The sequence below is a fragment of the Herminiimonas sp. KBW02 genome, assembly GCF_003852535.1.
Classification (GTDB): Bacteria; Pseudomonadota; Gammaproteobacteria; order Burkholderiales; family Burkholderiaceae_D; genus Oxalicibacterium.
Map to the genome: position 1 here is coordinate 270,219 of NZ_QAJP01000004.1, position 24,825 is coordinate 295,043.

23 protein-coding genes and 2 tRNA genes are annotated in these 24,825 nt (G+C 50.1%); 13 read left to right on the forward strand and 12 right to left on the reverse strand.

The features are described 5' to 3' along the window. The first annotated feature begins 8 nt into the window (after positions 1 to 8). Positions 9 to 179: a hypothetical protein gene (locus tag DBR37_RS17135; RefSeq protein WP_158610230.1), complete on the forward strand. Its 171-nt coding sequence runs from the start codon at positions 9 to 11 to the stop codon at positions 177 to 179. Positions 180 to 268: 89 nt separating this feature from the next. Here the strand turns inward: DBR37_RS17135 and DBR37_RS05650 are convergent, their stop codons facing one another. From DBR37_RS05650 to DBR37_RS05670, 5 genes are all read right to left on the reverse strand, one after another. Further along, positions 269 to 475 carry a DUF6494 family protein gene (locus tag DBR37_RS05650; RefSeq protein WP_124573503.1) on the reverse strand — a complete coding sequence of 69 codons (207 nt, stop codon included), beginning with the start codon at positions 473 to 475 and terminating at the stop codon, positions 269 to 271. A gap of 56 nt (positions 476 to 531) precedes the next feature. Continuing rightward, positions 532 to 1,194: a thiaminase II gene (tenA, locus tag DBR37_RS05655; RefSeq protein WP_124573504.1), complete on the reverse strand. Its 663-nt coding sequence runs from the start codon at positions 1,192 to 1,194 to the stop codon at positions 532 to 534. Between the two features lie 46 nt (positions 1,195 to 1,240). Then, positions 1,241 to 1,939, reverse strand: coding sequence for a TenA family protein (locus DBR37_RS05660; RefSeq protein WP_124573505.1), 699 nt, complete (start codon positions 1,937 to 1,939; stop codon positions 1,241 to 1,243). A 39-nt stretch (positions 1,940 to 1,978) separates the two neighbouring features. Beyond that, the gene (locus DBR37_RS05665; RefSeq protein ID WP_124573506.1) at positions 1,979 to 2,308 is read right to left on the reverse strand and encodes a nucleotide pyrophosphohydrolase; all 330 of its coding nucleotides are present in this window, start codon (positions 2,306 to 2,308) and stop codon (positions 1,979 to 1,981) included. A gap of 75 nt (positions 2,309 to 2,383) precedes the next feature. After that, on the reverse strand, positions 2,384 to 3,841 hold the full coding sequence (locus DBR37_RS05670; protein WP_124573507.1) for a carboxylesterase: 1,458 nt from the start codon (positions 3,839 to 3,841) through the stop codon (positions 2,384 to 2,386). Between the two features lie 308 nt (positions 3,842 to 4,149). Here DBR37_RS05670 and DBR37_RS05675 point away from each other — a divergent pair, with 308 nt between their 5' ends. Together DBR37_RS05675 and DBR37_RS05680 are read left to right on the forward strand one after the other, a co-directional pair. Further along, positions 4,150 to 4,359, forward strand: coding sequence for a hypothetical protein (locus DBR37_RS05675; RefSeq protein ID WP_124573508.1), 210 nt, complete (start codon positions 4,150 to 4,152; stop codon positions 4,357 to 4,359). A 188-nt stretch (positions 4,360 to 4,547) separates the two neighbouring features. Then, a complete protein-coding gene (locus DBR37_RS05680; protein WP_124573509.1) occupies positions 4,548 to 4,874 on the forward strand; it encodes a hypothetical protein in 327 nt (108 codons plus the stop codon). A 148-nt stretch (positions 4,875 to 5,022) separates the two neighbouring features. Here the strand turns inward: DBR37_RS05680 and DBR37_RS05685 are convergent, their stop codons facing one another. The 5 genes from DBR37_RS05685 to DBR37_RS05705 all read right to left on the reverse strand — a co-directional run bounded on the left by DBR37_RS05685 (position 5,023) and on the right by DBR37_RS05705 (position 9,106). Continuing rightward, positions 5,023 to 5,550: a hypothetical protein gene (locus tag DBR37_RS05685; RefSeq protein WP_124573510.1), complete on the reverse strand. Its 528-nt coding sequence runs from the start codon at positions 5,548 to 5,550 to the stop codon at positions 5,023 to 5,025. Between the two features lie 296 nt (positions 5,551 to 5,846). Beyond that, a tRNA-His gene (locus DBR37_RS05690) sits at positions 5,847 to 5,922 on the reverse strand. A gap of 107 nt (positions 5,923 to 6,029) precedes the next feature. Further along, positions 6,030 to 6,884: a glutamate racemase gene (gene murI, locus DBR37_RS05695; protein ID WP_124573511.1), complete on the reverse strand. Its 855-nt coding sequence runs from the start codon at positions 6,882 to 6,884 to the stop codon at positions 6,030 to 6,032. 37 nt (positions 6,885 to 6,921) lie between these two features. Then, on the reverse strand, positions 6,922 to 8,460 hold the full coding sequence (locus DBR37_RS05700; RefSeq protein ID WP_124573512.1) for a fumarate hydratase: 1,539 nt from the start codon (positions 8,458 to 8,460) through the stop codon (positions 6,922 to 6,924). A 25-nt stretch (positions 8,461 to 8,485) separates the two neighbouring features. Next, a complete protein-coding gene (locus DBR37_RS05705; protein ID WP_124573513.1) occupies positions 8,486 to 9,106 on the reverse strand; it encodes a YqhA family protein in 621 nt (206 codons plus the stop codon). A gap of 189 nt (positions 9,107 to 9,295) precedes the next feature. Here DBR37_RS05705 and acs point away from each other — a divergent pair, with 189 nt between their 5' ends. Then, positions 9,296 to 11,278 carry an acetate--CoA ligase gene (gene acs / locus DBR37_RS05710; RefSeq protein WP_124573514.1) on the forward strand — a complete coding sequence of 661 codons (1,983 nt, stop codon included), beginning with the start codon at positions 9,296 to 9,298 and terminating at the stop codon, positions 11,276 to 11,278. Positions 11,279 to 11,451: 173 nt separating this feature from the next. Next, positions 11,452 to 11,542 (forward strand) — tRNA-Ser (locus DBR37_RS05715). 539 nt (positions 11,543 to 12,081) lie between these two features. On the opposite strand, the gene DBR37_RS05720 is transcribed toward DBR37_RS05715, so the two are convergent. Further along, positions 12,082 to 13,812, reverse strand: a complete 1,731-nt coding sequence (locus tag DBR37_RS05720; RefSeq protein ID WP_124573515.1) for a TIGR04141 family sporadically distributed protein — start codon at positions 13,810 to 13,812, stop codon at positions 12,082 to 12,084. Between the two features lie 437 nt (positions 13,813 to 14,249). Between DBR37_RS05720 and DBR37_RS05725 the strand changes: the two genes are divergently transcribed. Then, positions 14,250 to 14,744 carry a hypothetical protein gene (locus tag DBR37_RS05725; protein ID WP_124573516.1) on the forward strand — a complete coding sequence of 165 codons (495 nt, stop codon included), beginning with the start codon at positions 14,250 to 14,252 and terminating at the stop codon, positions 14,742 to 14,744. Between the two features lie 310 nt (positions 14,745 to 15,054). Here the strand turns inward: DBR37_RS05725 and DBR37_RS05730 are convergent, their stop codons facing one another. Continuing rightward, positions 15,055 to 15,507: a hypothetical protein gene (locus DBR37_RS05730; protein ID WP_124573517.1), complete on the reverse strand. Its 453-nt coding sequence runs from the start codon at positions 15,505 to 15,507 to the stop codon at positions 15,055 to 15,057. A gap of 608 nt (positions 15,508 to 16,115) precedes the next feature. Between DBR37_RS05730 and DBR37_RS05735 the strand changes: the two genes are divergently transcribed. The 7 genes from DBR37_RS05735 to DBR37_RS05765 all read left to right on the forward strand — a co-directional run bounded on the left by DBR37_RS05735 (position 16,116) and on the right by DBR37_RS05765 (position 24,796). After that, on the forward strand, positions 16,116 to 16,721 hold the full coding sequence (locus DBR37_RS05735) for a recombinase family protein (RefSeq protein ID WP_124573518.1): 606 nt from the start codon (positions 16,116 to 16,118) through the stop codon (positions 16,719 to 16,721). Between the two features lie 62 nt (positions 16,722 to 16,783). Further along, positions 16,784 to 17,659 carry a hypothetical protein gene (locus DBR37_RS05740; RefSeq protein ID WP_124573519.1) on the forward strand — a complete coding sequence of 292 codons (876 nt, stop codon included), beginning with the start codon at positions 16,784 to 16,786 and terminating at the stop codon, positions 17,657 to 17,659. A 476-nt stretch (positions 17,660 to 18,135) separates the two neighbouring features. Then, positions 18,136 to 20,508: a hypothetical protein gene (locus tag DBR37_RS05745; protein ID WP_124573520.1), complete on the forward strand. Its 2,373-nt coding sequence runs from the start codon at positions 18,136 to 18,138 to the stop codon at positions 20,506 to 20,508. A gap of 372 nt (positions 20,509 to 20,880) precedes the next feature. Continuing rightward, positions 20,881 to 21,339 (forward strand): hypothetical protein, encoded by a 459-nt coding sequence (locus DBR37_RS05750; RefSeq protein ID WP_124573521.1) that lies wholly within the window; start codon positions 20,881 to 20,883, stop codon positions 21,337 to 21,339. Positions 21,340 to 21,675: 336 nt separating this feature from the next. Next, entirely contained in the window at positions 21,676 to 22,233 is a 558-nt protein-coding gene (locus DBR37_RS05755; RefSeq protein ID WP_124573522.1) for a hypothetical protein, read from the forward strand. Then, positions 22,230 to 22,913 carry a hypothetical protein gene (locus tag DBR37_RS05760; protein ID WP_124573523.1) on the forward strand — a complete coding sequence of 228 codons (684 nt, stop codon included), beginning with the start codon at positions 22,230 to 22,232 and terminating at the stop codon, positions 22,911 to 22,913. The genes DBR37_RS05755 and DBR37_RS05760 overlap by 4 nt, the downstream gene beginning before the upstream one ends. A 101-nt stretch (positions 22,914 to 23,014) precedes the next feature. Then, positions 23,015 to 24,796, forward strand: a complete 1,782-nt coding sequence (locus DBR37_RS05765; protein ID WP_124573524.1) for an SIR2 family protein — start codon at positions 23,015 to 23,017, stop codon at positions 24,794 to 24,796. Positions 24,797 to 24,825 lie beyond the last annotated feature (29 nt).

The following is a 24,825-nucleotide window of genomic DNA, read 5'->3' on the forward strand; positions in this document are numbered from 1 at the left end:
AACCCACTATGAAAAAACTTCACTACACGCTGCTGGTATGCGCGGTTACCGTTATCGGTGGCTTGTTCATCGTCACGCATGCGCGACAGGCCCTGGCAGAAAGCACTCCGGGCCAATTTGCAGAGCAGACGCAAATCAATGAACTGGTCAGTATCGCGATTCCACCGTACAAGTGGTAAGTGTCATAGCAGGACGTAGAGAAATAAAAAAAGGATGTGCAGCGATGCACATCCTTTTTTTGTGGCTGATTAGTCAGCGTTGACGGTCGTTATTGCAAGTGTATTTCGCCATCAAAGCTGACATTCAGTTTGATGCCAGCTACCTCCAGCGTCACTTTGGCTGGAAAGGATTCCGTGCCTTTAATGCTACCGCCGGCTATCGCAGCAGCAACCGCTTTCTCGATTTCATGCTGTGAACTGACGCCCACCATTTTTAAAAACTTGCGCATGCTGAGGTTGAAATTTTCTTCGTCCATGGCGATCTCCTGTCAGGTGATGGGGAAATGAGTTCTAAGTATTAGACTACACTAAATCAGACCGGCCATTGCTCCAGACGGTATGCCGAATCCCAGAACATCCATTCCAGTTTGGCGGCATGCGTATAGGCAATATGCATCTCGTTGCGGGTTTCTTCACTGGCAACAGCCGCCACGCGATCCACGGTAGCGATCACTGCACGCACCAGGGTATGGAATTCATCGCCAGCGTAGGTGGCTATCCAGGAATCGTAGGGATTGTTCTTGGCGGCACGCCCGATGATGTCGCGGCCGACTTCTGCGTAAATCCAGAAGCATGGCAACAAACCGGCCAGCGCCACCGGATAGGACTTGCTCCATGCATTGGCCAGCAGGAAGCTGCTGTAGTGGTGCGTGGCTGGCGACAACGGTGTGGCAGCGAAGGTATCCGCACTGACGCCGAATTGCTCCATGAAATCCTCGTGCAGGCTGCGCTCAACCACCACCGCACCGTGTGCGGCACTGGCGAACTGCACTACTTCGTCGGCATTGTCGGCCTTGGCAGCGGCGATGGCCAGCGCGCGACCAAAAGCGACCAGATAGTGCGCATCCTGGATCATGTAATGACGGAAACGTTCTTTGCTCAGGGTGCCGTCAGCGAGTTCCTGGTTGAATGGCATGGTGCGGATTGTTTCAAACAAGGCCGCATTCTTTTTCCAGATTTCAGCAGTAAAAGACATGGTCTTCCTTATAGGGGGTGCCCGCAACAAATAAGCGGGCGGTGGTTCAAGAATATTGCAGCGGGCTGTAGACGTGATCGAAGAAGTCACGTTCCAGTTTGACGGCGCGGCCAAACATATCGGCGCTGCGTGCCTGTCCTGCCGCATTCAGAGCTGCGCCAGTGCGATCCAGTTCGGAGCGCAACCAGCCTATGAACTCAGCGAAGGCCGGATTGTTATGCAGTGTGATCCACTCGGCGTGGATGAAGCGTGGCGGCAAGGGCACATCCGGACGGTCGGCCCAGCTCAGGTACAGCCACTCGGCAACTACCAGTACCGACAGACATAGCGGATAGATCTGGCTCTGTGCAGCTTCCGTCATCAAGTCCTGGAAGGCTTTGGTTTGCGGCGTCAGTTGCGGCGCATTGCGATGTTGGGTCGGGAGGCCAAGTTCATCGAAGGCGCGCAGGAAGTAGGTGTTTTCATCGCTGGTAATCATGGCAGTGAAGCGCGCCAGGCGCACGCGCGATTCAAAGCGATCCGCGCTGGCGATTGCAGCACCCAGCAGCGCGACAAAGCGATCAATGAATTGGTAATCCTGTACCAGATAGTGTTGCAGTACATCGGTAGCGACGTTGCCGGCAAACAGCTCATCGATGAAACGGTGATTGATGGCGGCATCCCAGTTGTCCTGGTTTTGTTCACGCAGCCATTCGGTAAAAGTCGTAGCTGGATTTGTTCTGGAATTAAAAGGTGTATCTGTCATGGGAAATATCAGGGTGATTCAAATCTTGGGTGACGGCTATTACAGCGGCGGATATTTTTTGGCGTTCATTACCAGCTTGTCCTGGATCGCAGCATTCAGATCGACCTTCAATACCGAAGCCAGGCGTATCAGGTACAAGGCGACGTCGGCCAGCTCTTGCCGCACGTGTTCGGCTGTTTCCGGCGCTTGCGCGACGTGCCAGGAATCTTCCTCGCTGCGCCATTGAAAAATCTCAACCAGTTCGCCCACCTCGCCGGTCAGCGCCATCGCCAGGTTCTTCGGTGAATGATGTTTGCGCCAATTACGTGCATCGGCAAATTCTTCCAGCACCTGTTCCAGTGCCTGGGTGTCGATCAGGGTTTGCGTCATGATAATGCGGCTCGGTGAAGATCCTCAGTGTGGACCAATACGCAATGATAGCCTAATGCCCGGGCGAGCCCTCAATCAGCGCTTGTTCGGGAGACTTAAACCTTCGTCTATACGCTCCATCATGTAGGGGAAGAACGGGTTCGACGTCAGGCGCGTCAAGGCATCCTGACTGACGATCAGTGCGCCGCGTTCGCCGCGTATCGCCATCGCGCCGAGATTCACGCCGAAGTCATCGCTGTTATCCGGTTGCGTGCCATACAGCGGATCGCTGAGTGGAAAAGGCAAAGCCAGGTGCGATAGCGAAAACACATCCGCCGGGAATGCCAGGCCGAGGGCGCGGCGTTGCTCGTTTGTGCTCTGCGCTGCTGTACTCAGTTCCTTTACATCCCGTGTATCGCTGCCTGCATTCGTAATCACGGTAGACCTGAAATTGCGTGGCGCTGGTGGTAGCAAGCGATCTGCCTGCAGATGATTGCCGGAACGCAGCAATGGACCGAACTTGATATAGCGATTCAAATCGAACAGCACCAGCTCGCTGTCATTGTCCGGCAATCGTGCATACAAACTGTTGACGACTGAACGCGTACTGACCGTGTAATCGACGATAGACTGGAAGGTGAGTATCGGCGGCAGTTGTTGCAGGCGTCCTTCTTCACGCACGATATGCGCTTGCAGATTGCGCGTCAGCAAAGAGGACTGACTCGCTGCATTCACCGGGAAAGAATTGTATTTGAATGGATTGAACTCGGGCACGATATCCAGCCACGCAGCCTTTGCAAAGGCCGGGAAAATCTTGGGCCAGCCGAACACACCTGCGAAGCGCGCCAGTTCCGTCACACCTATCATGGGGGCAATCAAGACCAGACGGTCAGGTCGCGGCAGCTTCGCATCGTCCAGCGTTTCCAGTGTGTACTTGAGCGCCAGTGCGCCACCGTTGGAGAAGCCGACTATCTGCAGCGGCAAGGGGGCAGGTACGCGGCGTCGCGCTTCCCGCACTGCGAGATGTGTCGCTGCCAGCCAGTCTTCCCATTCAACATCTGTCAATCCTGCCGGTACGGTGCCATGTCCCGGCATGCGTATCGCAACCACGACGTAGCCGCGTTGCTGATACAAACTGGCGATATGACGCAGGCTGTATGGTGCATCAGTCAAACCATGCAAGAGCACGACTGCACCACGCGGACTTTGTTGCGGTTCGAGCAGGAAGGAACGATTCCAGTCCTGCTTGAAATGTCCGGGGTAGATAGGACTATCCGGGTAGTAGCGATTGCCGGGTACCTTTACGTCTGCCTCCAGCTTGTCTGTGACTTCTCTTTTGACTTCATCAAACACTGCGTTCTCAGCGGCGATATACGCAGCCCAATCTGCTTGCGCTATTTCCTTGCGCGACATCTCATGCGGCACATGTGTATGCCAGAGTTGCAGTGACGGTCCGCCATGCACGTCATACGCACGTACTGCGAGCATGGTGATGAGTGCGACACTGACGATGAGTACAGTGAGTTTTAATAACTTGCGCAAGCAAGGTTTCATCTTTGCTTCTTTCTCATGATTCGTACACCTGATTGCACATGATGTCTGCTGTTGTGTGTGCATAAATTTTGTTGCAGCACACACATCGTATGTCATCGCACATATACGTAGAAACCGCAGCCGTATTGGCATTGCGCGGAGGTGACCGTAAGTGGATTCCACAATTTACCATTTTCTTAACATCTCATATATTCACATCAGAGGCTTCAGTGGCGTATGCAATGTTCGTCGTGTAAGTACGCGTGGCAGACGTAGGTGTTAGCGTGCGTTTGCAAATACATAGAATCATTTATCAAGAAGGAAGAGCAATGACTAAAGCATTATTCGCAGCATTCGCATTGGCTATGTTGTTGGCTGGTTGCGGCGCAGAAAGCCACACACCTGCAGCGCCTGCAGCGGCACCAGCAGCAGAAACAACAAGTGCAGATCCAGCGGCACCATTGAGCGCTGAAGAAGCTGAAAAAGAAAAAATCCGCAAACAAAACGCTGCTGCTGAAGCTGCATTGTCCGGTCACTGATCTGCTTCTGATCAGAGAAATAAAAAGCCGTCGCATGCGACGGCTTTTTTTATGCGCGCGAGCAACGCAAGCATCGAATGTGCATCGCCTGGCAGCTTAGCTACCATATGTCCTCAAGGCGATACAAAAAAATCCTTAGTGACTACTGCTTTGAAAAGTGAATTTAACCGACCTTTTGGGAAGTGAAAATGAATTTGGCAGAGATAGTCAGCCAGTTCGAATCAGGTGAAGCCGGTACTGATGCATATGTGGAATTGCGTGCACAATGCCTGTCACTCATAGAGCAAGATTCCGCTAACGCTGCGGCTTATTTCCTGATCGCGAACTTCGCCCGTTCCTACGTTATCCTGTACGAAGAAGAAGCCGTCACTGTCGACATCGCACGCAAGGCAAAAGCCACGATGCTGGATTATCTGCAACGTATCGTTGCGTCGCAGAACGGTGGTGCCGAAGCGCGCCTGGCAGCGCTCAATGCGATTGCTGTTGATTACCAGCGTAGCGAAAAAATCTTTTAATAGAACGCTCGTTGAGCCGGGAAGTCATCGTGCATCGTTGCGCGGTAGGGAAGGTAGCGATATTGTGCTGTAGACCCAGGGCAGAATGTCGGCATTATTATTGCAGTGGCGGAGTGTTCTTGCCGGTGATGAAGAGAAGATGGCTGATCTAAAGGCCCTGACCGCAACGCACAAGATCGCTGCGCGCCTGAATTATTTGCTGCCCAAGTTGTTCGGAATATTTGCGCAACTGCTCTGCTGTTTGGCGTCCACCCTCAATATCAGCAGGCGTGCGCTCCCGCCCATATTTAACCGCTTCTAGATGGTACGGAATTTTTGCTTCGCTATTTTGTTGTTGAGTCGTGAGTGAATTAATTTCGTTGGCCAACCGATTGCAAATTGAGCGGTTATAAGTGGAATTAATTTGAAGCAGTTTTTCATGATCCCCATGCAATTGGTCATACCTTATTTGCAGATCGCCAATGGCATTTTTTGAAGCCTTGTAGTCATGAACGACTTTTTCATGCTCTTGCTTAGAAATGTAGCTGTTGCGAATAGTCTCCTCTGTCATGAATTGTCTAGATGGAGCAAACTTATATTCAAAGTGATTCATTGCCAGCACTGCAGTTTCAATCGTGAGCATGATGCCAAAAACGACAAGCGCAATATGCGTGCCAAAGTATTTAGAAATATCCACAATTGTTTCCGCAGAGAAATATTCAATTGTAACGAAAATATCTTACCTATCCCCGAATATAGGTTGCATGATTTTTCGTGATGAGTTCGCTCTTTCGCGTCGGGTTTGTGAAGTTAATCTAACGCGGAGATGCTCGAGCTCGTTTTTAAAAAAACGAAGCTGTAGATTTTTGCTGAACTCAGGAAAGAAAATGACGCGAAAAATTAGAATCGCCGTTGTTAAATTACGGATCGCGTTGTGAATTTTGGGAATTGGATTTCAGCGAAGACATAACATGCTGATTTTATGGGGGTCAGTGGGGTGGCTGATGGGGCTCGAACCCACGACAACAGGAATCACAATCCTGGACTCTACCAACTGAGCTACAGCCACCACTGATTTACAACTATCTGCCTTGCAATGTTCTGCAGGACAGCTGCGCATTATACAAAATTCATACGCAGCTGGCAAATCAATTCAAGAAATCAGGTGAAATTTTCTTAAGCCGCTGTTTTGGCGGGCATTTCCGTCACTGTCGGGTGCTGGTTCAGCAGGTGAGCGAAGGCGCTGACCAGGGCATCGCGGCTGCCAGTGGTAAAGGCTTGCAGCGAACCAGGCGTGGTTTCAAAGCGCTGCAGGCCACGTTGTTGCAGCAGGCGCTCGAGCTGGCGTGAGACGGCTTCGCCGGTATCGATGATGGTGACCGGTACGGCACTTTCGCGCTGCGCGATGGCTTCTATGGTCGGCTGGACAAACGGGTAGTGCGTGCAGCCCAGTGCCAGCGTATCGGCGCCGCCTTGCAGCAGCGGCGTGACATAGCGCTCCAGCATGGCGACGGTTTCCGGCGTATCCAGCTCGCCTTTTTCGATTTGTTCGACCAGGCCGACGCAGGCTTGCGTCAGGAAGCTGATGCCGGTGCTCGTGCTGATCTGGTCGCGCAGGGCGATGAAGCGGCTGCTGGCGAGGGTGCTGGCGGTTGCCAGTACGCCGGCTTTGCCGCTTTTGCTGAAGACCGCGGCCGGTTTCAGGCCGGGTTCGACGCCGACGATGATCAGTTTCGGATAATGCTGGCGCAGCGCTTCGATCGCTGCCGCCGTTGCGGTATTGCAGGCAACGACAATCGCCTTGATGTTCCTGGTAGAGAGGAAGGCTGCGATAGCCAGCGTGCGTTCGATGATGGCGGCGTCTGACTTGCCGCCGTACGGCGCATGGCCGGAATCGGCGAAACACAGCAAATGCTCCGATGGCAAACGCGCCTGGATATGGCGCAGTACCGATAAGGCACCGACGCCCGAATCGAAGATTCCTATCGGTGCGTCGGCTGCAACTGGGTCAGGATAAGCGGAAAAACTCACAGTATCGTTTAGCTCTATGTAGTCGGAATATGCCGGATCAGACTGCAGAAACAGGAATCTCGTTCAATCGGATCTTCTCGATTTTTTCTTTCCATTCCTTAGGCCCGGTGTTGTGCACCGAGGTACCAGTGGAATCGACGGCGACCGTGACCGGCATGTCCTGCACATCGAATTCGTAAATCGCTTCCATGCCCAGATCCGCGAAGCCGAGTACCTTGGCGTTTTTGATTGCCTTCGATACCAGGTAAGCGGCACCACCGACCGCCATCAGATAAGCCGATTGATGTTTCTTGATTGCTTCAATTGCGGTCGGGCCGCGTTCTGCTTTACCGACCATCGAAATCAAGCCGGTTTGCGCCAGCATCATTTCAGTGAATTTATCCATGCGGGTTGCTGTAGTCGGACCAGCCGGGCCAACTACTTCGTCACGCACCGGATCAACCGGGCCGACGTAGTAAATGATGCGGTTGGTGAAGTCGACCGGCAGTTTTTCGCCTTTGGCCAGCATGTCTTGTATGCGTTTGTGTGCAGCGTCACGTCCGGTCAGCATCTTGCCGTTCAGCAGCAGGGTCTGGCCTGGTTTCCACGATGCGACTTCTTCCTTGGTCAGCGTGTTCAGGTCTACGCGTTTTGATTGTTCGGTGTCTGGCATCCAGTTGACTTTAGGCCAGTCGGACAGCGCAGGCGGATCCAGATAAACCGGGCCGGAGCCATCGAGTACGAAGTGCGCATGACGGGTGGCCGCGCAATTCGGGATCATGGCGACCGGTTTCGATGCTGCATGCGTAGGGTGCATCATGATCTTTACGTCGAGCACGGTGGTCAGGCCACCCAGGCCTTGCGCGCCGATGCCGAGGGAGTTGATCTTGTCGCACAATTCGATACGCAATTCTTCAGTCTTGTTTTGCGGGCCGCGTTTTTTCAGCTCGTACATGTCGATGTCTTCCATCAACACTTGTTTCGCCATCAGCATCGCGCGCTCTGCAGTACCGCCTATGCCTATGCCCAGCATGCCCGGCGGGCACCAGCCGGCACCCATCAGTGGCACGGTTTGCATGACCCAGTCGACCAGCGAGTCGGATGGATTCAGCATGACGAATTTGGTTTTGTTTTCCGAGCCGCCGCCTTTGGCCGCGACTTGGACGTCGACCGTATTGCCTGGCACCAACTCCACGTGCACGACGGCAGGGGTGTTGTCCTTGGTGTTTTTACGCTCGAAATGCGGATCGGCGACGATGGAGGCGCGCAGCGTGTTGTCCGGATGGTTGTAGGCCTGACGCACACCTTCGTTGACGGCGTCGGTCACCGAGCCGGAGAAGCCTTCAAAGCGCACGCCCATGCCCACTTTCAGGAAGACATTGACGATGCCGGTATCCTGGCACAGCGGACGTTTTCCTTCGGCGCACATGCGCGAGTTGGTCAGGATTTGCGCAATCGCATCCTTCGCTGCCGGGCTTTGCTCTGATTCATATGCGCGTGCCAAATGCTGGATGTAATCCTGCGGATGGTAGTAGCTGATGTACTGCAAGGCTGCTGCAACGGATTCGATTAAATCGTCTTGTTTAATGATGGTCATGGCAGTGTCGGCTAGAGAAAGAGGATTAATGGGAGTCGCTGATGGCAGCAGTCTGAGCCATGATGCGATCACTGTAGGCAATCGCCATGGCGGAGAACAGGAACACTATATGTATGCCGGTTTGCGCCAGCAAGGTCTTGGTATCGTAAGCAGCAGCGTTGATAAAGGTCTTCAGCAGGTGGATAGATGAAATACCGATGATCGCAGTTGCCAGTTTTACTTTCAGTACGGACGCGTTTACGTGCGACAACCATTCCGGCTGATCCGGATGACTTTCCAGGTTCATGCGCGATACAAAGGTTTCGTAGCCGCCGATGATCACCATGATCAGCAGGTTGGAAATCATCACTACGTCGATCAGGCCCAATACCACCAGCATGATAGTCGTTTCATTCAACTTGCTCGGTTTGACTGCGCCCGGGATCGCAACCGCGTCCAGAATGTGTTGCAGTGAATCAGGATTGCCGAGTACGGCGCCGATCAGATCGGATAATTCAACCCAGAAATGAAAAACATAGACGCATTGCGCCAAAATCAGACCCAGATACAATGGCAACTGTAGCCAGCGCGTCATGAAAATAAGTCTCGCCAGCGGCGGTATAGGCTGTTTTGTTGGCAATTCGTCAGTAGATGCAGATGGTTTCATGAGATGCGGTGGAGTAACGAGGGATAAAACGGAAGACTGCATTTTACACGTGCAGACCGTTTTCCTGTGCAGTACGGCTAGCCGATTTCAGCTTGTCGGGGCCTGACCACGAGGTCACAATCGTGTAAGGCTTCAGTAAGCGTAAAAGCATATTGTGAGTAACAAATAAAATCCATATTGGAGGGGACAATGTCCAGCATCGAGAGCTTCAAACAAGAGGAGCGGGTATTCAATCCGCCTGCAGATTTCGTAAACAATGCCGCCATCAGCGGCATGGATGCGTATAACGCTCTATGTGCTGAAGCCGCGGAAGACTACGAAGGATTCTGGGCGCGCCTGGCGCAACAGAACGTCATCTGGAGCAAACCTTTCACCAAACGACTCGACGAGTCGAACGCACCTTTCTATAAATGGTTCGAAGACGGCGAGCTCAACGTCTCCTACAACTGCCTGGATCGTCACCTGACCAACGGTAACGCCGACAAAGTCGCGCTGATCTTTGAGTCGGACGACGGCAAGGTGACACGCGTCACTTACAAGGAACTGTATGAGCGCGTCTGCAAATTTGCCAACGGCCTGAAAGAACTGGGCATACAAAAGGGTGATCGCGTCATTATCTACATGCCGATGTCGGTAGAAGGCGTCGCCGCGATGCAAGCCTGCGCCCGCATAGGCGCAACGCACTCGGTCGTATTCGGTGGCTTCTCGGCCAAATCGCTGCAGGAACGCATCATCGATGCGGGTGCAGTCGCCGTGCTGACATCTGATTACCAGGTACGTGGCGGTAAAAACTTGCCACTGAAATCCATCGTCGATGAAGCGCTCGCGCTCGGCGGTTGCGACACCATCCGCAAAGTGGTCGTCTACAAACGCACCGGCGGCGAAATGAAATTCGTCGAAGGCCGCGATATCTGGCTGCACGAGCTGGTAGAAAAGCAAGCGACAGAATGCGCGCCGGTAGCAGTCGGTGCCGAGCATCCATTATTCATCCTCTACACCTCCGGCTCCACCGGCAAACCAAAAGGCGTGCAGCACTCGTCCGGCGGTTACCTGCTGTGGGCGATGTTGACCATGAAGTGGAGCTTTGACATCAAGCCGGACGACGTCTACTGGTGTACCGCCGACATCGGCTGGATCACCGGCCACACTTATGTCACTTACGGACCGCTGGCATGCGGCGCGACGCAAATCGTATTCGAAGGCGTGCCTATGTTCCCGAACGCAGGTCGCTTCTGGGACATGGTGCAAAAGCACAAAGTCACCATCTTCTACACTGCGCCTACCGCGATCCGTTCACTGATCAAGGCAGCTGATGCAGATCCGGCCGTGCATCCAAGCAAATACGACCTCTCCAGCCTGCGCTTGCTGGGTTCGGTCGGTGAGCCTATCAATCCGGAAGCATGGATGTGGTACTACAAAAACATCGGCGGTGAACGCTGCCCGATCGCCGACACCTTCTGGCAAACAGAAACCGGCGGCCACGTCATCTCGCCTATGCCGGGCGCAACACCTATGGTGCCGGGTTCCTGCACCTTGCCGTTGCCAGGTATTGCAGCGGCAGTAGTGGATGAGGCAGGGCATGACCTGGCGAACGGCAAAGGTGGCCTGCTGGTCATCAAGCGCCCATGGCCATCGATGATCCGTAACATCTGGAACGATCCTGAACGCTTCCAGAAAAGCTACTTCCCGCACGAGCTGGGTGGCGGCACCTATCTGGCAGGCGACGGCGCGATCCGCAACGAAGAAACCGGTTACTTCACCATCACTGGTCGTATCGACGACGTGCTCAACATCTCCGGCCACCGCATGGGTACGATGGAAATCGAATCGGCGCTGGTTGCCAATCCTATCGTGGCGGAAGCTGCGGTTGTCGGCAAACCGGATGAAACCACGGGTGAGTCGATCTGTGCTTTCGTGGTGCTCAAACGTACACGTCCGAGTGGCGACGAAGCGAAGCAAATCGCCAAGGAATTGCGTGACTGGGTAGCCAAAGAAATCGGCCCTATCGCCAAGCCGAAGGAAATTCGCTTCGGCGACAACTTGCCGAAAACCCGTTCGGGCAAAATCATGCGTCGTCTCTTGCGCGTATTGGCCAAGGACGAAGTCATCACGCAGGACATTTCGACCCTGGAAAACCCGGCCATCCTTGAGCAACTCAAGCAGGCACAGTAAAAACAGCAGTAAAAAAGACTACCGGTAGTCGCCAAAAAAGCCGTCGCAGCTAGCCGCTGCGGCGGTTTTTTTATGGGGGAAGGGATGGGAAAGCAGGAAAACGGGCATTTTTCAGGAAAATTTTGCTATAATCAGCGGCTTCGCTAAAAAGTAGTCCGCGAAGACCAGATTCAGGAGAGATGGATGAGTGGTTTAAGTCGCACGCCTGGAAAGCGTGTGTAGGTTCATAGCCTACCGGGGGTTCGAATCCCCCTCTCTCCGCCACAGATATAAAAGCATTTTGAATCAATGACTTACTGAATTCAAAATCGCACAAAACCACACACATAAACCACACACGTTTTTGTGAAAATAAAGCTCCAGCGATGGGGCTTTTTTACATTGTGTCTTCTCCTCGCTACATTTCCTGTGCCCTAAAAAATCTCCGGTTTTACACAGTGCTTGTTTGAATCTAAGCTGCCACTCGTTCGTCTATTCGGGCGGGCTTAAAGGACACTTAGGGAGAACACATGCAGATTCAAATTGGTAACGCAAGAATTGAAGCAAGCGGCGCATACGTTTATATCAAAGCGTTTGGCCGTGAGGTCTTCGTAAAGAGGGAGCCGGGGCAGCCTTGGCAGCCACACGTAAAACGGCATACTACGGCAGGATTGGAGTTGTGGGGAATTGGTCTGTATGCGGCGATATCTAAGTAATAAGCTTTGGTGTTACACGTCACCTGCGACCTTTTGCTGTGATTTTTACGGTCGCAGGTTACTTTGTCTAACTAATCAATACGGCTGGAAAAAACCGATAACTCTGCATTAATGCTTAGGCGGCTTTTTTGGTTTGATTTTTTTCTTTACCAGAACACCAGCGTCTACATCGATTTTCGATATGTACACTTCGTATCCCAAGGTATTCAATGATTTCAGGGCTTGTTTTAGACTAACTTTGGCAAAGAACGGAAGTTCATTTGGCAGGGATTTTGTCGTGGCAATTGCGTACACAATTTTTAATTTCGAGATGTCCGGACGTGCGCTGCAGTTTGTTAACTTCATACCGGCAGATAATTTTAAGTTCAATCTTTCTCTGAATCCTTGATCAGCAACATAACTGTGTGCGGATACGTACCCTTGAGAAAAAAGATGGCTGAGCGTCTGCGAACTTCTGTAGTATTTAACGTGAATTACGTCAGTGTCATCCTTGGTTAAGTCACAAAATTCAATCTTGTCTGACTTTCCGCCTATAGGAATATTTTTCTTATCCCAAAGGTGATAGGTTTTATCTCCCGACGCAACGGCAACGTTATATTCTCCCTCTCCATCATGAGCGAAAGTTGGTAGAGAATGTCCATATTGGTGTAACCGTTCTTTGAGATATTTGTCGATTTTCTCAGCAAAATCTTTGGCGACTTTGTACCAAACTCCATTTCTTAAAATGTAGTCTTGCGTTCCAATTTTAATCTCAGCATATAGACATTTATAAACAGGCCAAGAGCGAATTGATTGGTATTCGTTATTGTTAACATGCACGTAGTGTGTGCGCAAGACATCTGTCGTAATCTCAATAAGTGCGTCATCGGAATCTTTTTCTTTTGGTTTGACCTTACGATTTATGTGTTCAATAAAATGTTCAAAATCGAGAACCACATGTCTAGGGGTGTTACTGTGACAATCGAAGGAGTATCCAATTTGGCCTTCCCAATCGACAACCTCCGGCTCTCCTAAATAGAGCGAGTTGTTTGGAACAGTCTTAAGTGCGTCATTGAGTTCAAGATCGCATATTTGTATTTCTTCGTGGTCACGTACACGATAAACATTATCAATCCAGTCAAAATCTTCCGGCAGCTTGGCTTCATATCTTGATAAAGACTCTTTGAGGATCGCTGATAATTTATCTAGTGATGTCTCAGTGACGAGTGTGAGTGCGTCTCGTCCAGTGATGTGAGAACCAAACACCGGAACGTTACAGGCACCTGTGAGGGCGTAAACAAGCTCCATTTCAGAGTCAATATGTAAATCAAAAATTGTCACTTCACGTGGACTTTGCGTCCTCGAGTTCAGCGGATTATGGTCATAGCTTGACTTATCTAAGCTTCGTAATCGGTCAGGATCGACTGAGTTCAAGGTGACTTTAAGGCCGAAGTCTCTTTCGAAATATTCATCCTTCAAAAGGTGAAAGCCCGTACCGAACGAAAGCGCAAATAGACGGCCATGTTCCTGGACAATAAGAACACCGCCAACACTATTGGGACGCCCAAAGAAACCATCTTCAAAAGTCTGATGCGAAGTGAATAGTTTTGTCCAAGGAGGAAAATCTCCTGGAACTTCTCTCTTCATGTATAGAACGGCAGAACCGTGAGCCAATTCTATTTCAGCGCTTCGACCAATATTTTCTGTCTTTAAAGCCAAGGTAGCGTCTTTGCAATTTTCCTTAGCTAAGTAAATCGACAATTTCTCTTTACGTATCCGTTTTTTAATTTCACCTGCTATTGTCGGTAATATCGCAGTTGCTTTAAATGGGTCAATCGCATTGGCTACATACTCCTCCATCTGGCTCCCCTCTAGTTTTACACCTGTATGTTCTTTGAAAGGGGAGTAGCCCTATTCAATTTTTATTATGGTCAAATAAGTGCGGCCTCTTAGTGATAAGAACCGCTCGATGAAGTACAGCTATGGGTTGATCTTAACGTTGACATTAAATCGGCGACCATGTGTTTCGATGATGATTTTTTTTCATTGTTTTCCCATAAGTTGCAGCAAGCGTCGCCACTAACGCAGACTTAGTATAGGTCGAGCGCAGTGTTCGCGTATCCCATGTTTATGGGATGCACTATGCTTTCTTGATTGCAAATCCGATTGCGGGGTTTTTCTTTTTCTTTTTGCTGAACGTGGCCGTAACAATGCAAATGTGATGCCACTAAGAGGAAATTTAAGGCATTAACAAGTATTGCAGGATTACAATAATAAAAAGCTAAAGGGAAGAACTGATGCAGAAATTAATCGACGAACTAACCAACCCATTTTGGTGGTTGAGTATAGTCATAGTGGGTGTCTTCACTAGCTTGATGTCTTCATATCTTATAAGGTACTTGGACAAATGTTTTTCGCGTACCTCTTCATGGTGGCATAGTCGCTCAGAAGAAAAGAAAGCCGAATGGAAAGAACAAGTAGATTGGATAAGACAGTCGGAGAAGAATCTACTAATTCAATCGTTTGAGGAAACGCGGCAACGACTAAGAGCGATCTATTTCTTGTTGCTTGGCTGCTTACTTGCGGTCTTAGCGTCCATTCTCGCTCAGTATGATCATCCCGGCGTTAAGTACATGGTTATGTTCGGACTAGCAATGAGTACGTTTAATGCCTTGGTAGCGACTTATGCGTTTTTACAAGCCACCGATCATCGCGAAAAAATTTATCAAGCGTTGAGACAGCCAAAGAATGAAAACAAGATTGAGCTGGTTAGCGTGACGCCGAAACAGTAATAAAAGCGGTAAATAATTTGGCATAAAATTTTGAGTGATCCCTCGATAAAGAATGATCGCCGCCTTCCCCCCGTGGGGGTGCCTCTTCGGCCAATTATCGGTAGACCATTCCATCGTCCCCAAGCCACCCGAAGGCTTCACTAAACACACCTTCAGCAAGCATCAGGTCGTGGGCGTCTCGGACATCGAACGGTCGCCCGTAGTGCTTCTCGAATAGAGGAGGGAAAGCGGACGCGAAGGTGTCTCGAGTACAGCCGTGAGCGACTAGTTCTGTGAGAATCAAGGAGGAATTGGCAAGGGTAGCACTCAACTACTTACGCGCCTCAGCGCTAGTGACATCTGCCATTAAACCGGCAGTCGTCAGATCAATTCTGACTTCATAACTACGAGTAAGCTTCGCGTCCACCTCAACCTTTTTCTCGCCGTACTTCAGTTCGGATGGTCGGAACTGTTCAGAGCCTCGCGTCATCGTCGTCAAGCTAAATACATGCAAATCAGGACTCATCCAGAGTCGTACCGCCTCACCAGCATGGAGGCTAGCTAGGGGTTCTCCGTTTACCCACACGTTCAGCGACCCGAGTACGCCTTGGATTGCTGCATCTTCACGTATGAAGACAATTCCTACCGTCCCCGGTTTCTCTTGCAGCAGCGCCGGTTTCATTACACGATTGTAAGGAACACCTTTCGCATCGTTGACTGCAAGTTGCTTTGAAGCGCATCCGGTCAATGCCAAGACTAGTGTCGCGATTAAAAATCTTTTCATCTGTCAGTCCGTATAAAAATCAAAATTGTAATGCTTTCCATTTGGAAATAATAATGAATAGTTAACACGGACAAGCAGCCGCTCGTTTGTTTGCCACCTCGGTGCTCATCCTTCTTCTGATTCACCGCTTGAGCCGCCACACCAAAGCAAGAATTCCAATCAATGCCGTAAGGATGATTAGGAATGCTGCGCCGATTGGATGTTGGTCAAAGATGACCACTAGTTTGCCTACTGCGTCAAAAATGTCAGCAAGATCGAGCGACATCATTTCTCCAATAAAGAACCCACCGGCACCTGCAAATAGATCAAGCAGATGCACCCTTACACACTGGAAGCCTTCAATACGACTGCTTCGGGATGTGCACTTTTATATTTTGCAGGAACACTTGGGTCGGTTTCCCGACTGTTTTCCGGTTTTGCACTCGTACTGCCAGAAGGTTACCGAAGCCGGAGTCCAATTTCTTTATGAAACATTTCATAGGTTCTTTTGGGTATACCTAAATGGAACCAATCGGCAGGTACCTTAATGGTGGTTCGGTAATAGCCTTTACAAACCCAAAACGAACCGACATAATGCGAACTATCCAAAACGAACTGAAGGGTTCCAAATGTTTGTCCGCGCCTATCTTCGCGCTTCCACATCTGAGCAGGACGCGGATCGTGCTCGCCGTGATCTGGAGGAGTTCGCCGCATCTCATAAGCTAAAGATCGCCGCCTTCTATAAGGAGAATGAATCAGGTGCCAGTCTCAAGCGCCCGGAGTTGTTCCGGCTTCTTGCTGATGCCCATGAAGGTGACATTCTGTTGATCGAACAGGTGGATCGTCTTTCGCGTTTGAACGCTGATGATTGGGACAAGCTGAAGCGTGAGATAGAGACAAGGCGAGTACGAGTGGTGGCGCTAGACCTTCCGACCTCATTTATGATGATTAGGGACGCCGATGAGATGACCGCACGAATGATGTCAGCGTTGAACAGCATGATGCTCGACATGCTAGCGGCGATAGCTCGAAAGGACTATACCGACCGAAGAAGGAGGCAGCAGCAGGGAATCGAAAAGCTGAAAGTGGCAGGGGGCTACAAAGGGCGTAAAGAAGACGCTCCGCGTAATGAGCAGATCGTGCTGATGCTAAAGGAAGGAAAAAGCTGGAATCAGATCATCGCTGCTACTGGATGTTCCCGTTCGACCCTATCAAGGCTGAGGCAGCGGGTCTAGGAAGATGCTTACTAAGAAACGGTTACTATTGTTATTAAGATGATGACTAATGTGGAGAGGCAATGTATTTAGGGGAAATCGTCGCTGGGTTGAGTTTATTGGACAAGGCAAATGGTATTTGGAAAAAGTACCGCAAAGAACAGACGCCAACTCCTGAATCACTTGCGGCAAGATTCATTCGATTATTTGAAACGCATGGTGTACATCGAAACCAAATTCCACGGTTTTTTGGTCATGCTATTTCTCCTCAAGATGTGCAAACAGAGGCTGGCCTCCTTGTAAAACTCGATGAGACAGTTCTCGAGTCAGCTTGCGCTATGTTCGCTGTGCGCCGCGAGTGGCTAGATGGGGCTGAACCTCAGGCGCATCATTGCTATGACTTTTATAGGGAGCCATTGCAATTTCTGAATTTTATCCAAGGTCTTAAGCAATCAAATCCCGATGGGCAAATAAGTGGAGTCTTGATTGCTCCTAGAAAAATAGACACATATCCTGAAGCTATATTGATCCTACAAGAATCAATTGGCACGATAGGTGACAAGACAATTTATCGCCATTACCTTTGCCATAACTGGAATTTCACTTATTGGAAAGCCCGCGCATATCTGACCGCGTGTGTGGCTATTGCATGGAAGGCCAATGTTTTTATTCACGGTGCATATTTAGATCAGCCTCAAATTAATAAGCTATCTGCAGGTGAAGGCCTAATGGGTTGGCAAGGAGAGGGCATATGGCACTTTGGAATAAAGCGTTGGAATCCAGAAGATATGGCATTAAACCCGGATGTTTTTCTTAAAGGAGTCGATCCCGAAAAGGACAACTATGGCATCAAGAAAGCTCTGGAGCTATGGCTTGATTTGGAGAAGGAAGGCTTTATGCATGCTGGGTTTGATAGCGATGCTCGGCTGTTGTTTAAAGCAGCATTATTGAAATATTGAGCTAAACGGTTTGGTCGCTCCTTCGATTAGCAGCACGTTCCAAAGCGTTCCTCGTGTGGTACGCCAATTGGGAATTCGCTAGGCCACCTTTCTGCGTCGCAATGAGCAGGGTCTTGTGCTCCCGAGGGGGACCCGCCGAGTCGGACATAGTTCGCGCCCGGAGACCAATAGCGGCACGTTGCTGGAAGCGAGTGCGAAGTTGGTGCTTTAATCTTAAAAATTCTCAGTGAGCCAGTAGATAAATCTATTTATTTATTATTTTGATAATATATTAAAAGTCTTTATAAATCAATTGGTTACGGTGTGGTAGCAATTAGCCCTCCCTATTGGTACTAAGTGTCATTTTCGACACCTGTGTCACATTAAAAAATGGCACAGCCGATTGCCCAAATCGCTGACCACTTAGGTCGGTATCAGCAAGCCTCGCAAGATTCGTCCTTCCGAGGCTTTTTCTATTCCCAAACCGAAATCAAAATATGAACAAACGCGTACAAGTAAGTAGCAACTTCAACACACAGCCGCTGCAAACCAAAGCCCGTCCCGGTGCGGTTGCCGTTCAGGCCGTAGGTGATCCCCATGCAGGCTCCGAGTGGATGAGCCTTGCGAACGCCTTTGCCAAGGGCGAGATGGTCACCCAGCAGTTCAAGGAACGTAAGGACGAGGAGGACAAACTGGCGGCTCAGAAGTACGCCAACTCCATGACCATCGGTGAACTCAGCAAGGCCATCAAGTCCGGCTCTATGCTCCCGTCACAGTCCCCTGTATTTGCCGCCACGGTGCAGCATATATGGGGCGATAACACACGGCAGCAGGAAGAACGTGATGTCCTTGGTCGTCTCCAAACCGGTGAGCTGAAGTTCAACTCCGCCGAGGAAGTCGATCAGTACCTCACTGAGTCCCGCAACACTGTCCTCTCGGGACAAAGCAAGTACGCCGCTGCTGGCTACGATAAAGGCCACACCACGCTGCGCACTAAACTGATGAGCGCGGTGACCCAGCAAGTCAATGGGGAACAGGTAGAGCAAGCCCAAGGGCAAGCCACCGAAAGCCTGATGAATGGCCTCTCGGATATCACCTCGCCTGACTTCAAGGGCACACCTGACGAAGCAGCGGCCAAGCTGATGGAGCGCTACCAGATGCTCCGTAAGACGGCTGTGTTGCCTGAAGCGGCCACTCGCGGTGCCATGACGGAACTCGTCACCCGTATGAGTGCCGGTGGTAACACGGCCTTGCTGTCCAGCTTCCTGAATCAAGAGATGGATGGCATCGGCAAGGTCAGCACCTTCCTTGGCGAGAAGACCGCACAGACCCTCACGGCTAAGTCCAATGCAGCAGCGGACGTAGTTGGCCGTGAGCGTGTCGATAAGGAAGCCTTGCCGTTCTACATGGCGTCCGACCAAGGAACCCTGAACGCCGAGAAGCTGATGGCATGGGGGCAAGCACCTGAGAACGCCCGGTTCGTCTCCTCCTCTACGATCCACAGCCTCATCAACCGTAACAACGCAGCACTCGCCCAGCAGGAAGTGGCGCGGCAGAAAGCGTTGATCCTCGGGCAATCTCAAGCGTCCATCGCGGAAGCCCAGCGGCAAACCGAAGCGGCTATCTCCGAGGGGCAATTCTGGCGAGTCAATGGTCAGAACAAACCGAAGTTCATCAATGAGCATGGTGACGTTAAAGACTTCGACGTAAAGGGTCACGCTGAACAAGCCTTGGAGAAAGCCACCAAAGACCTTCCGATGGATCAACAGGTGTCATCGTGGGCGCTCAACGGCATCACCAATCCTGACTGGCAGCACCGCATGAAGGCTGGCTTCTTCAACCTCAGCACCATCGGGGTTGACGCTAAGGGTAAGCCGGTAGGTGAACTCAACGCCGAAGGTAAAGCAGCTATCGATTTATTCCAGCAGCTCAACTCGGTGAACCCTGAGTATGCCAAGCAGGTTGCCGGTGAGGAGGAGTACAAGCGGTTCGGTGACATCGCCTTCTTGCAGTACATGGGGAAGGACATAAGCACAGCCGCAGGGATTGCAAATGGAGCCGGTTCTGGTGCCATCACCAGTGCAGATGTCGGGAACATGACCAAGAAGGTCAACGCTCTTGCTAACGACATGTTGGACAACCCTTGGTACAAACCAGAGTTCATGTCCCGTATGTTCGGTGACAACGTTGAGCACAACACGGCGCAGGTTGCCGGTGTCATCCGACGCTATTCGTCGCTGCTGGCAATGAGTGGGCAGTATGCAAACGCCGACAAAGCGCTGGAGGAGGTAGGCGACTACCTATCTGATCCGAAGATCACCACGAAGATCAACGGCACCTTGTACATGCGATCTGAGCTGCCACAAGCGCCTACCAAGGAGGATCAGGACAAGTGGTTCGAGCGGTTTATCGAGAACGCCCCCAAGAAAGTCGCTCGGGATTCTGGCTTTGCACCGGACATCGTTCGGCTGGAGTTCGACCCAAGAATCAAGGGGTATCGAGCGATGGCTGGTGGAGTTCCGCTCGGGGCAGGTGACGGGAGTGGCATGTTGATTTATACCAAAACTGATATTCAGCAATGGTACGCAATCGAGCGTCAAAAGGATGTCCGCGCAGCTCTAATGGCATCTCAAGACAATCAGGCAAGAAAGCGCCACGAGGCATACTCCAAGCGTCTCAGCGATGAACTACGGGAGATGCAGGGTCAGAACAAGTACGCGCTTGAGCAGTACGACACCTCTGCAAATCATGCCTTCTTCAGTCACAACATCCTTGGGGAGCAGGCATTCAAACGTATCGAAAAAGAAGGGAATGCCGACAAGCACCTTCGAGACCTGATGCAGCTTTACCCAAACAAACGGAAGCAGTAATCCGCCTCACGCCCCTTCAAGCGCCTCCAGCAGGATGACGCTCGGATATCACAACGATATTAACGAAGGGGCTTCAACCAACACTCCAATATGCCACATTCAAAAATCTACCAAGCCAAGGCTCTCCCACAGCCACGTCTGTATTCCCGTCCTCCCGTTGTTCGCAATTACGTCCTCTCGGTTGAAGCCTTCGATCACCTGAAGGCGATGCAACGGGTCTACGAACGTGAATCCGGCATACCGCTCACGAATAGCCAAGCGCTCGAAAAACTCCTTATTGACGACGAAGCTCGTCGCCATCCCTCAACAATCTAATAATTTTAAGTCGGCCTCTTGTTAACGGAGGTGGACATCAACATAATGCGTAAGCACATGCCTAATACAATTTACTCAAAACAAATGAATCTTCAAGCGAACCATGATCAAGCTCCCTTGCAGACTAGCGTGATTGCACCAATCGGTTGCGTCATGGCTATCCTTAAGATTTTGCGAGACATTCACTCGGATATTACTGTGTCCACGGCTTTGACCTTTGCGTACATAGCTAATCATCCTGGCATAACGCAAACAGAAATTGAGAAGCACTCGGGGATGCTCCTTGCTGCCATTAATCGGCACGTGACCATTTTAGGGCCTTGGAATGTGAAGGAAAAGACAGGTTACGGCTTTATAAGCGTGGATGTAGATCCATATGACCGTCGGCGCAAGCTGCTCCACTTAACGACTACTGGTCATGTCCTCATCGGTGAGCTTAGTGACAGAATAAATCGACACCAAACTCCGACTATGGGTTCAGTGGCGCAGGCAGCTAATTTATATGAGGGAACTTGATTGTTTGTCCGTCGATCCCTTGCCTGTAATTGCATTTCTAATTAAAACATCGTCGTCATTTCGAGCCTAGCGCTCATTCCTTTCCCTGACACTTCGTCGTTAGGGAAATTCACTCTTTTGCACTTCGTATCTGATGGCTTTGTGCCGATTCGGAATGCGTTGTCGCGTCCCCTTAATCATTTCCCTTCCTGCTTGTTCTTGGGGATGGGGCCATTAACAAAAAGAATCATGAATAAGCAATGTGTCATATTAAGTTGTGTAGGGCCTACGACCGGGTTCAGTACTTATTGCAATCAACATAAACGAGCTAGACGCCGCCACGGCCATCCAGAGCAAATGGGAATAACGGTAGGTCAACTGCGGCCATACATCCGTCGCATCATTGCTAGACGCCAAAAGAACCCCTCAAATCTTGTATGGGAGGTGTTAGAGGCCCGATGGGAAGCGGTCGTCACCAACGCAAGAAACATACTCAATGAACGTGAACGTGGTCGGGCGATGTCGTCTTATCAATCACAGGCGGCATACCATCTTGTGCGAATCGCGAATGACGTACCCAACGCCGTCGTTATCGCTACGTCTCTTGCGATGTTTGTAATGCGTGAAGAACATACGCGTCTGTTCAAAACCGATAAATCATTCTTGTATCAATTGGCTCGGCGTATTCGTGGGTTGACTGATAAGAATGCTGGTACTTATTGGGACAACAAGTCGGGAAAATTAAAGCTGGTCTATCGAGACATCTTGCCGGGCACATTGGAGCTCATCGCTAAGCCCCTGTTCGATGCATTTGCAGTTGCCGGAGTGCGGCTTGCCGAATTGGATAAGCGAGATGAGAAACAGCTCATAGCTGAACGTGAGAGATTGGCAGCAGCCATCAAGGAGATGGTATGACCGATCAGGTAGCATGCTCACAAACACTAAGTGGACGATCCGTCCATTTTTCGGAAGGGAAAAGCCATATAAATCAAAGGGTTGAAAATCAGTGTAATGAATACTATACAACCGACAATAAGGAGCCGCGATATCGTGTTCTTACGTTGTCTTATGGTTGGCGTGACGTGCGCCTGCCAATAACGATAGATAGCAGAAAGGTTATTCGTTACCGTGCGCCGAAAGTATATGAATACGTTGACATGACGACCGGAGAAATCATTTCGGCATCACAATTGAGAAATGACCATGAGGTATGGGCACCTATACATTTTTCCGAAAGGGCATTGCTAAGGTCTGCACTCATGAACGTATTACGAAAGGAGGTAAGAGCCTTTGCCTACTTTGTCTTAGATTTTAGAAACAACCGTCGTGGCATTTCACCGTCGATCCACGCGCTTGCGAATTGGTACGCACGGTTACACGATAAGCAATCGCAACATGTTCGTCGTTATATTCAGCCGATGGTTGAAGCGGGGATTCTCGCAGGAGAGTCTGTGCTTGCGCCGCTATTTCAAATATCAGGTAAACATACAAGTGCCAAGGATCATACTGCGGAAGACTTCATTGCATCTACTCGATTCATCTTGAAACTTATGTGTCAGCCTTCGAAGACATCATTACATCCAAAAATTAACTGAAAATTTAGCCAAAATTCTGATGGATAGTCATCACTAATCTATCAGTAACACACAAAACGCTGTATTGTCCCGTCATCTATTGCTTCCATATAACGACGAAAATGAGTCTACTTGTTGGTGATCCGTTGACGGGACTTGCATTCTCCATGCAAGAAAATAAAGGTGTATTTGCTGTGTTGATCGGTTCCGGTCTTTCACGTTCCGCTGACATTCCTACTGGATGGGAAATCACTATGGACCTTGTGCGTAGAGTTGCACTTGCTCAAGGGGAGAGTGAGCAACCTAATTGGGAAAAATGGTACTCAGACAAAACTGGTAAAGAGCCAAACTATTCTAGTTTGCTTGAAGATGTTGCAGCGTTGCCTGATGAACGTCGTGCAATCCTTCATCGTTATATTGAGCCAACGCCTGAGCAGCGAGAACAAGGTAAGAAGGTTCCTACGAAGGCTCACAAAGCAATTGCTAAGCTTGTCGAGTCTGGACACATTAGGGTCATTATCACGACAAACTTTGACCGCCTTATGGAAAATGCACTGAGGGAAGTGGGGATTGAGCCAACAGTGATATCTTCGAAGGATGCCTTATTAGGCGCTCAACCGCTTGTACACTCTAAGTGTTATCTTTTGAAGCTCCATGGAGACTATTTGGATGCACGAATTTTGAATACCGATAGCGAACTCAGTGTTTACGTTGATGAGTACAACGGCTTACTGGACCGTATATTGGATGAACACGGATTAATCGTTTGTGGTTGGTCGGGGGAGTGGGACCATGCATTGCGGGCGGCCATACTTCGTGCGCCAAATCGAAGATATCCAATGTTTTGGTGTAGTCGGGATGGACTCGGCGTGGGTGCGCAAGAGCTTGTTTCAGTTCGGCAGGCAAAAGTCGTGTCCATAAGGGGAGCCGACTCTTTTTTCGATTCGTTACAGCAAAGGATTGTGACGCTTGAGCAAAGCCAGCTACAAGACCCGTTAAGTGTTGATCTACTAGTCAATACGACTAAGCGTTATTTAGTAAAAGATGAGTATCGGATTCAGCTTGAAGAAATGCTTACTCACACATTTGAACGTTTGCTAGTTCATCTTGAATCACCTGATTTTTCCGTTGGTGCCCCGTGGGGACAAGATGAGCTGAAAATACGAGTCAAACGATTCGAAGATATTTCCGAATCTTTAGTCCGTATGGTTAGTGTAATGGGGCGTTGGGGAGATGCCAATTCGCACGAATTGGTATTGGATATATTACGTGGAATACTTCATTACACGGGAAAAAGCATCGGCGGGAACAGTGGATGGCTGAGTTTGCGGGCATACCCCGCCGTACTAATTTTCACTGCATATGGACTTGCGCTAACTCGTTCGCAGCGTTTTGAGGTACTCCACGATCTGTTTTGCATGAGTTTTAAAAATGAATACAAAGAGCCGCAGCGACTAGTTGATGGTTTGTATCTTTGGTCATGGAGTGGGGGGAAACCAGAAATATGGAATATGCTCGAGACCGTTAAGAAGAAGACGCCCTTGAGTAACCATTTACTTTCTGTGATGAGGCAATGGAAATCAAGCTTCGCTGGTGTTACCGCAGACTTCGATCTACTTTATGCACGGTTTGAAATGTTGGCAGCTTTGGCTTACATCGAACCCAATTCAGAAGGCATGCTAGAAGTATCAGCGGCTAGACCTGGAAATGAAATGTTGGCTGCAATGCCTGTAGGTCAGCTAGGGTGGAACACTGCGTTGTATACAGCGTTGGAGCTCGAACTGAATTCCGAGCAAACTATTCTCGACTTAATAAACGCCGGTTTTGGACAGAAGAGCAAACGTTTTATCGAGCTTTTTAAAGAGAATATGAAACGTTACAGTGCATACATGCAATGGCATTAATTATCTTTCCAAAGGTGTTCGTTAAGTCT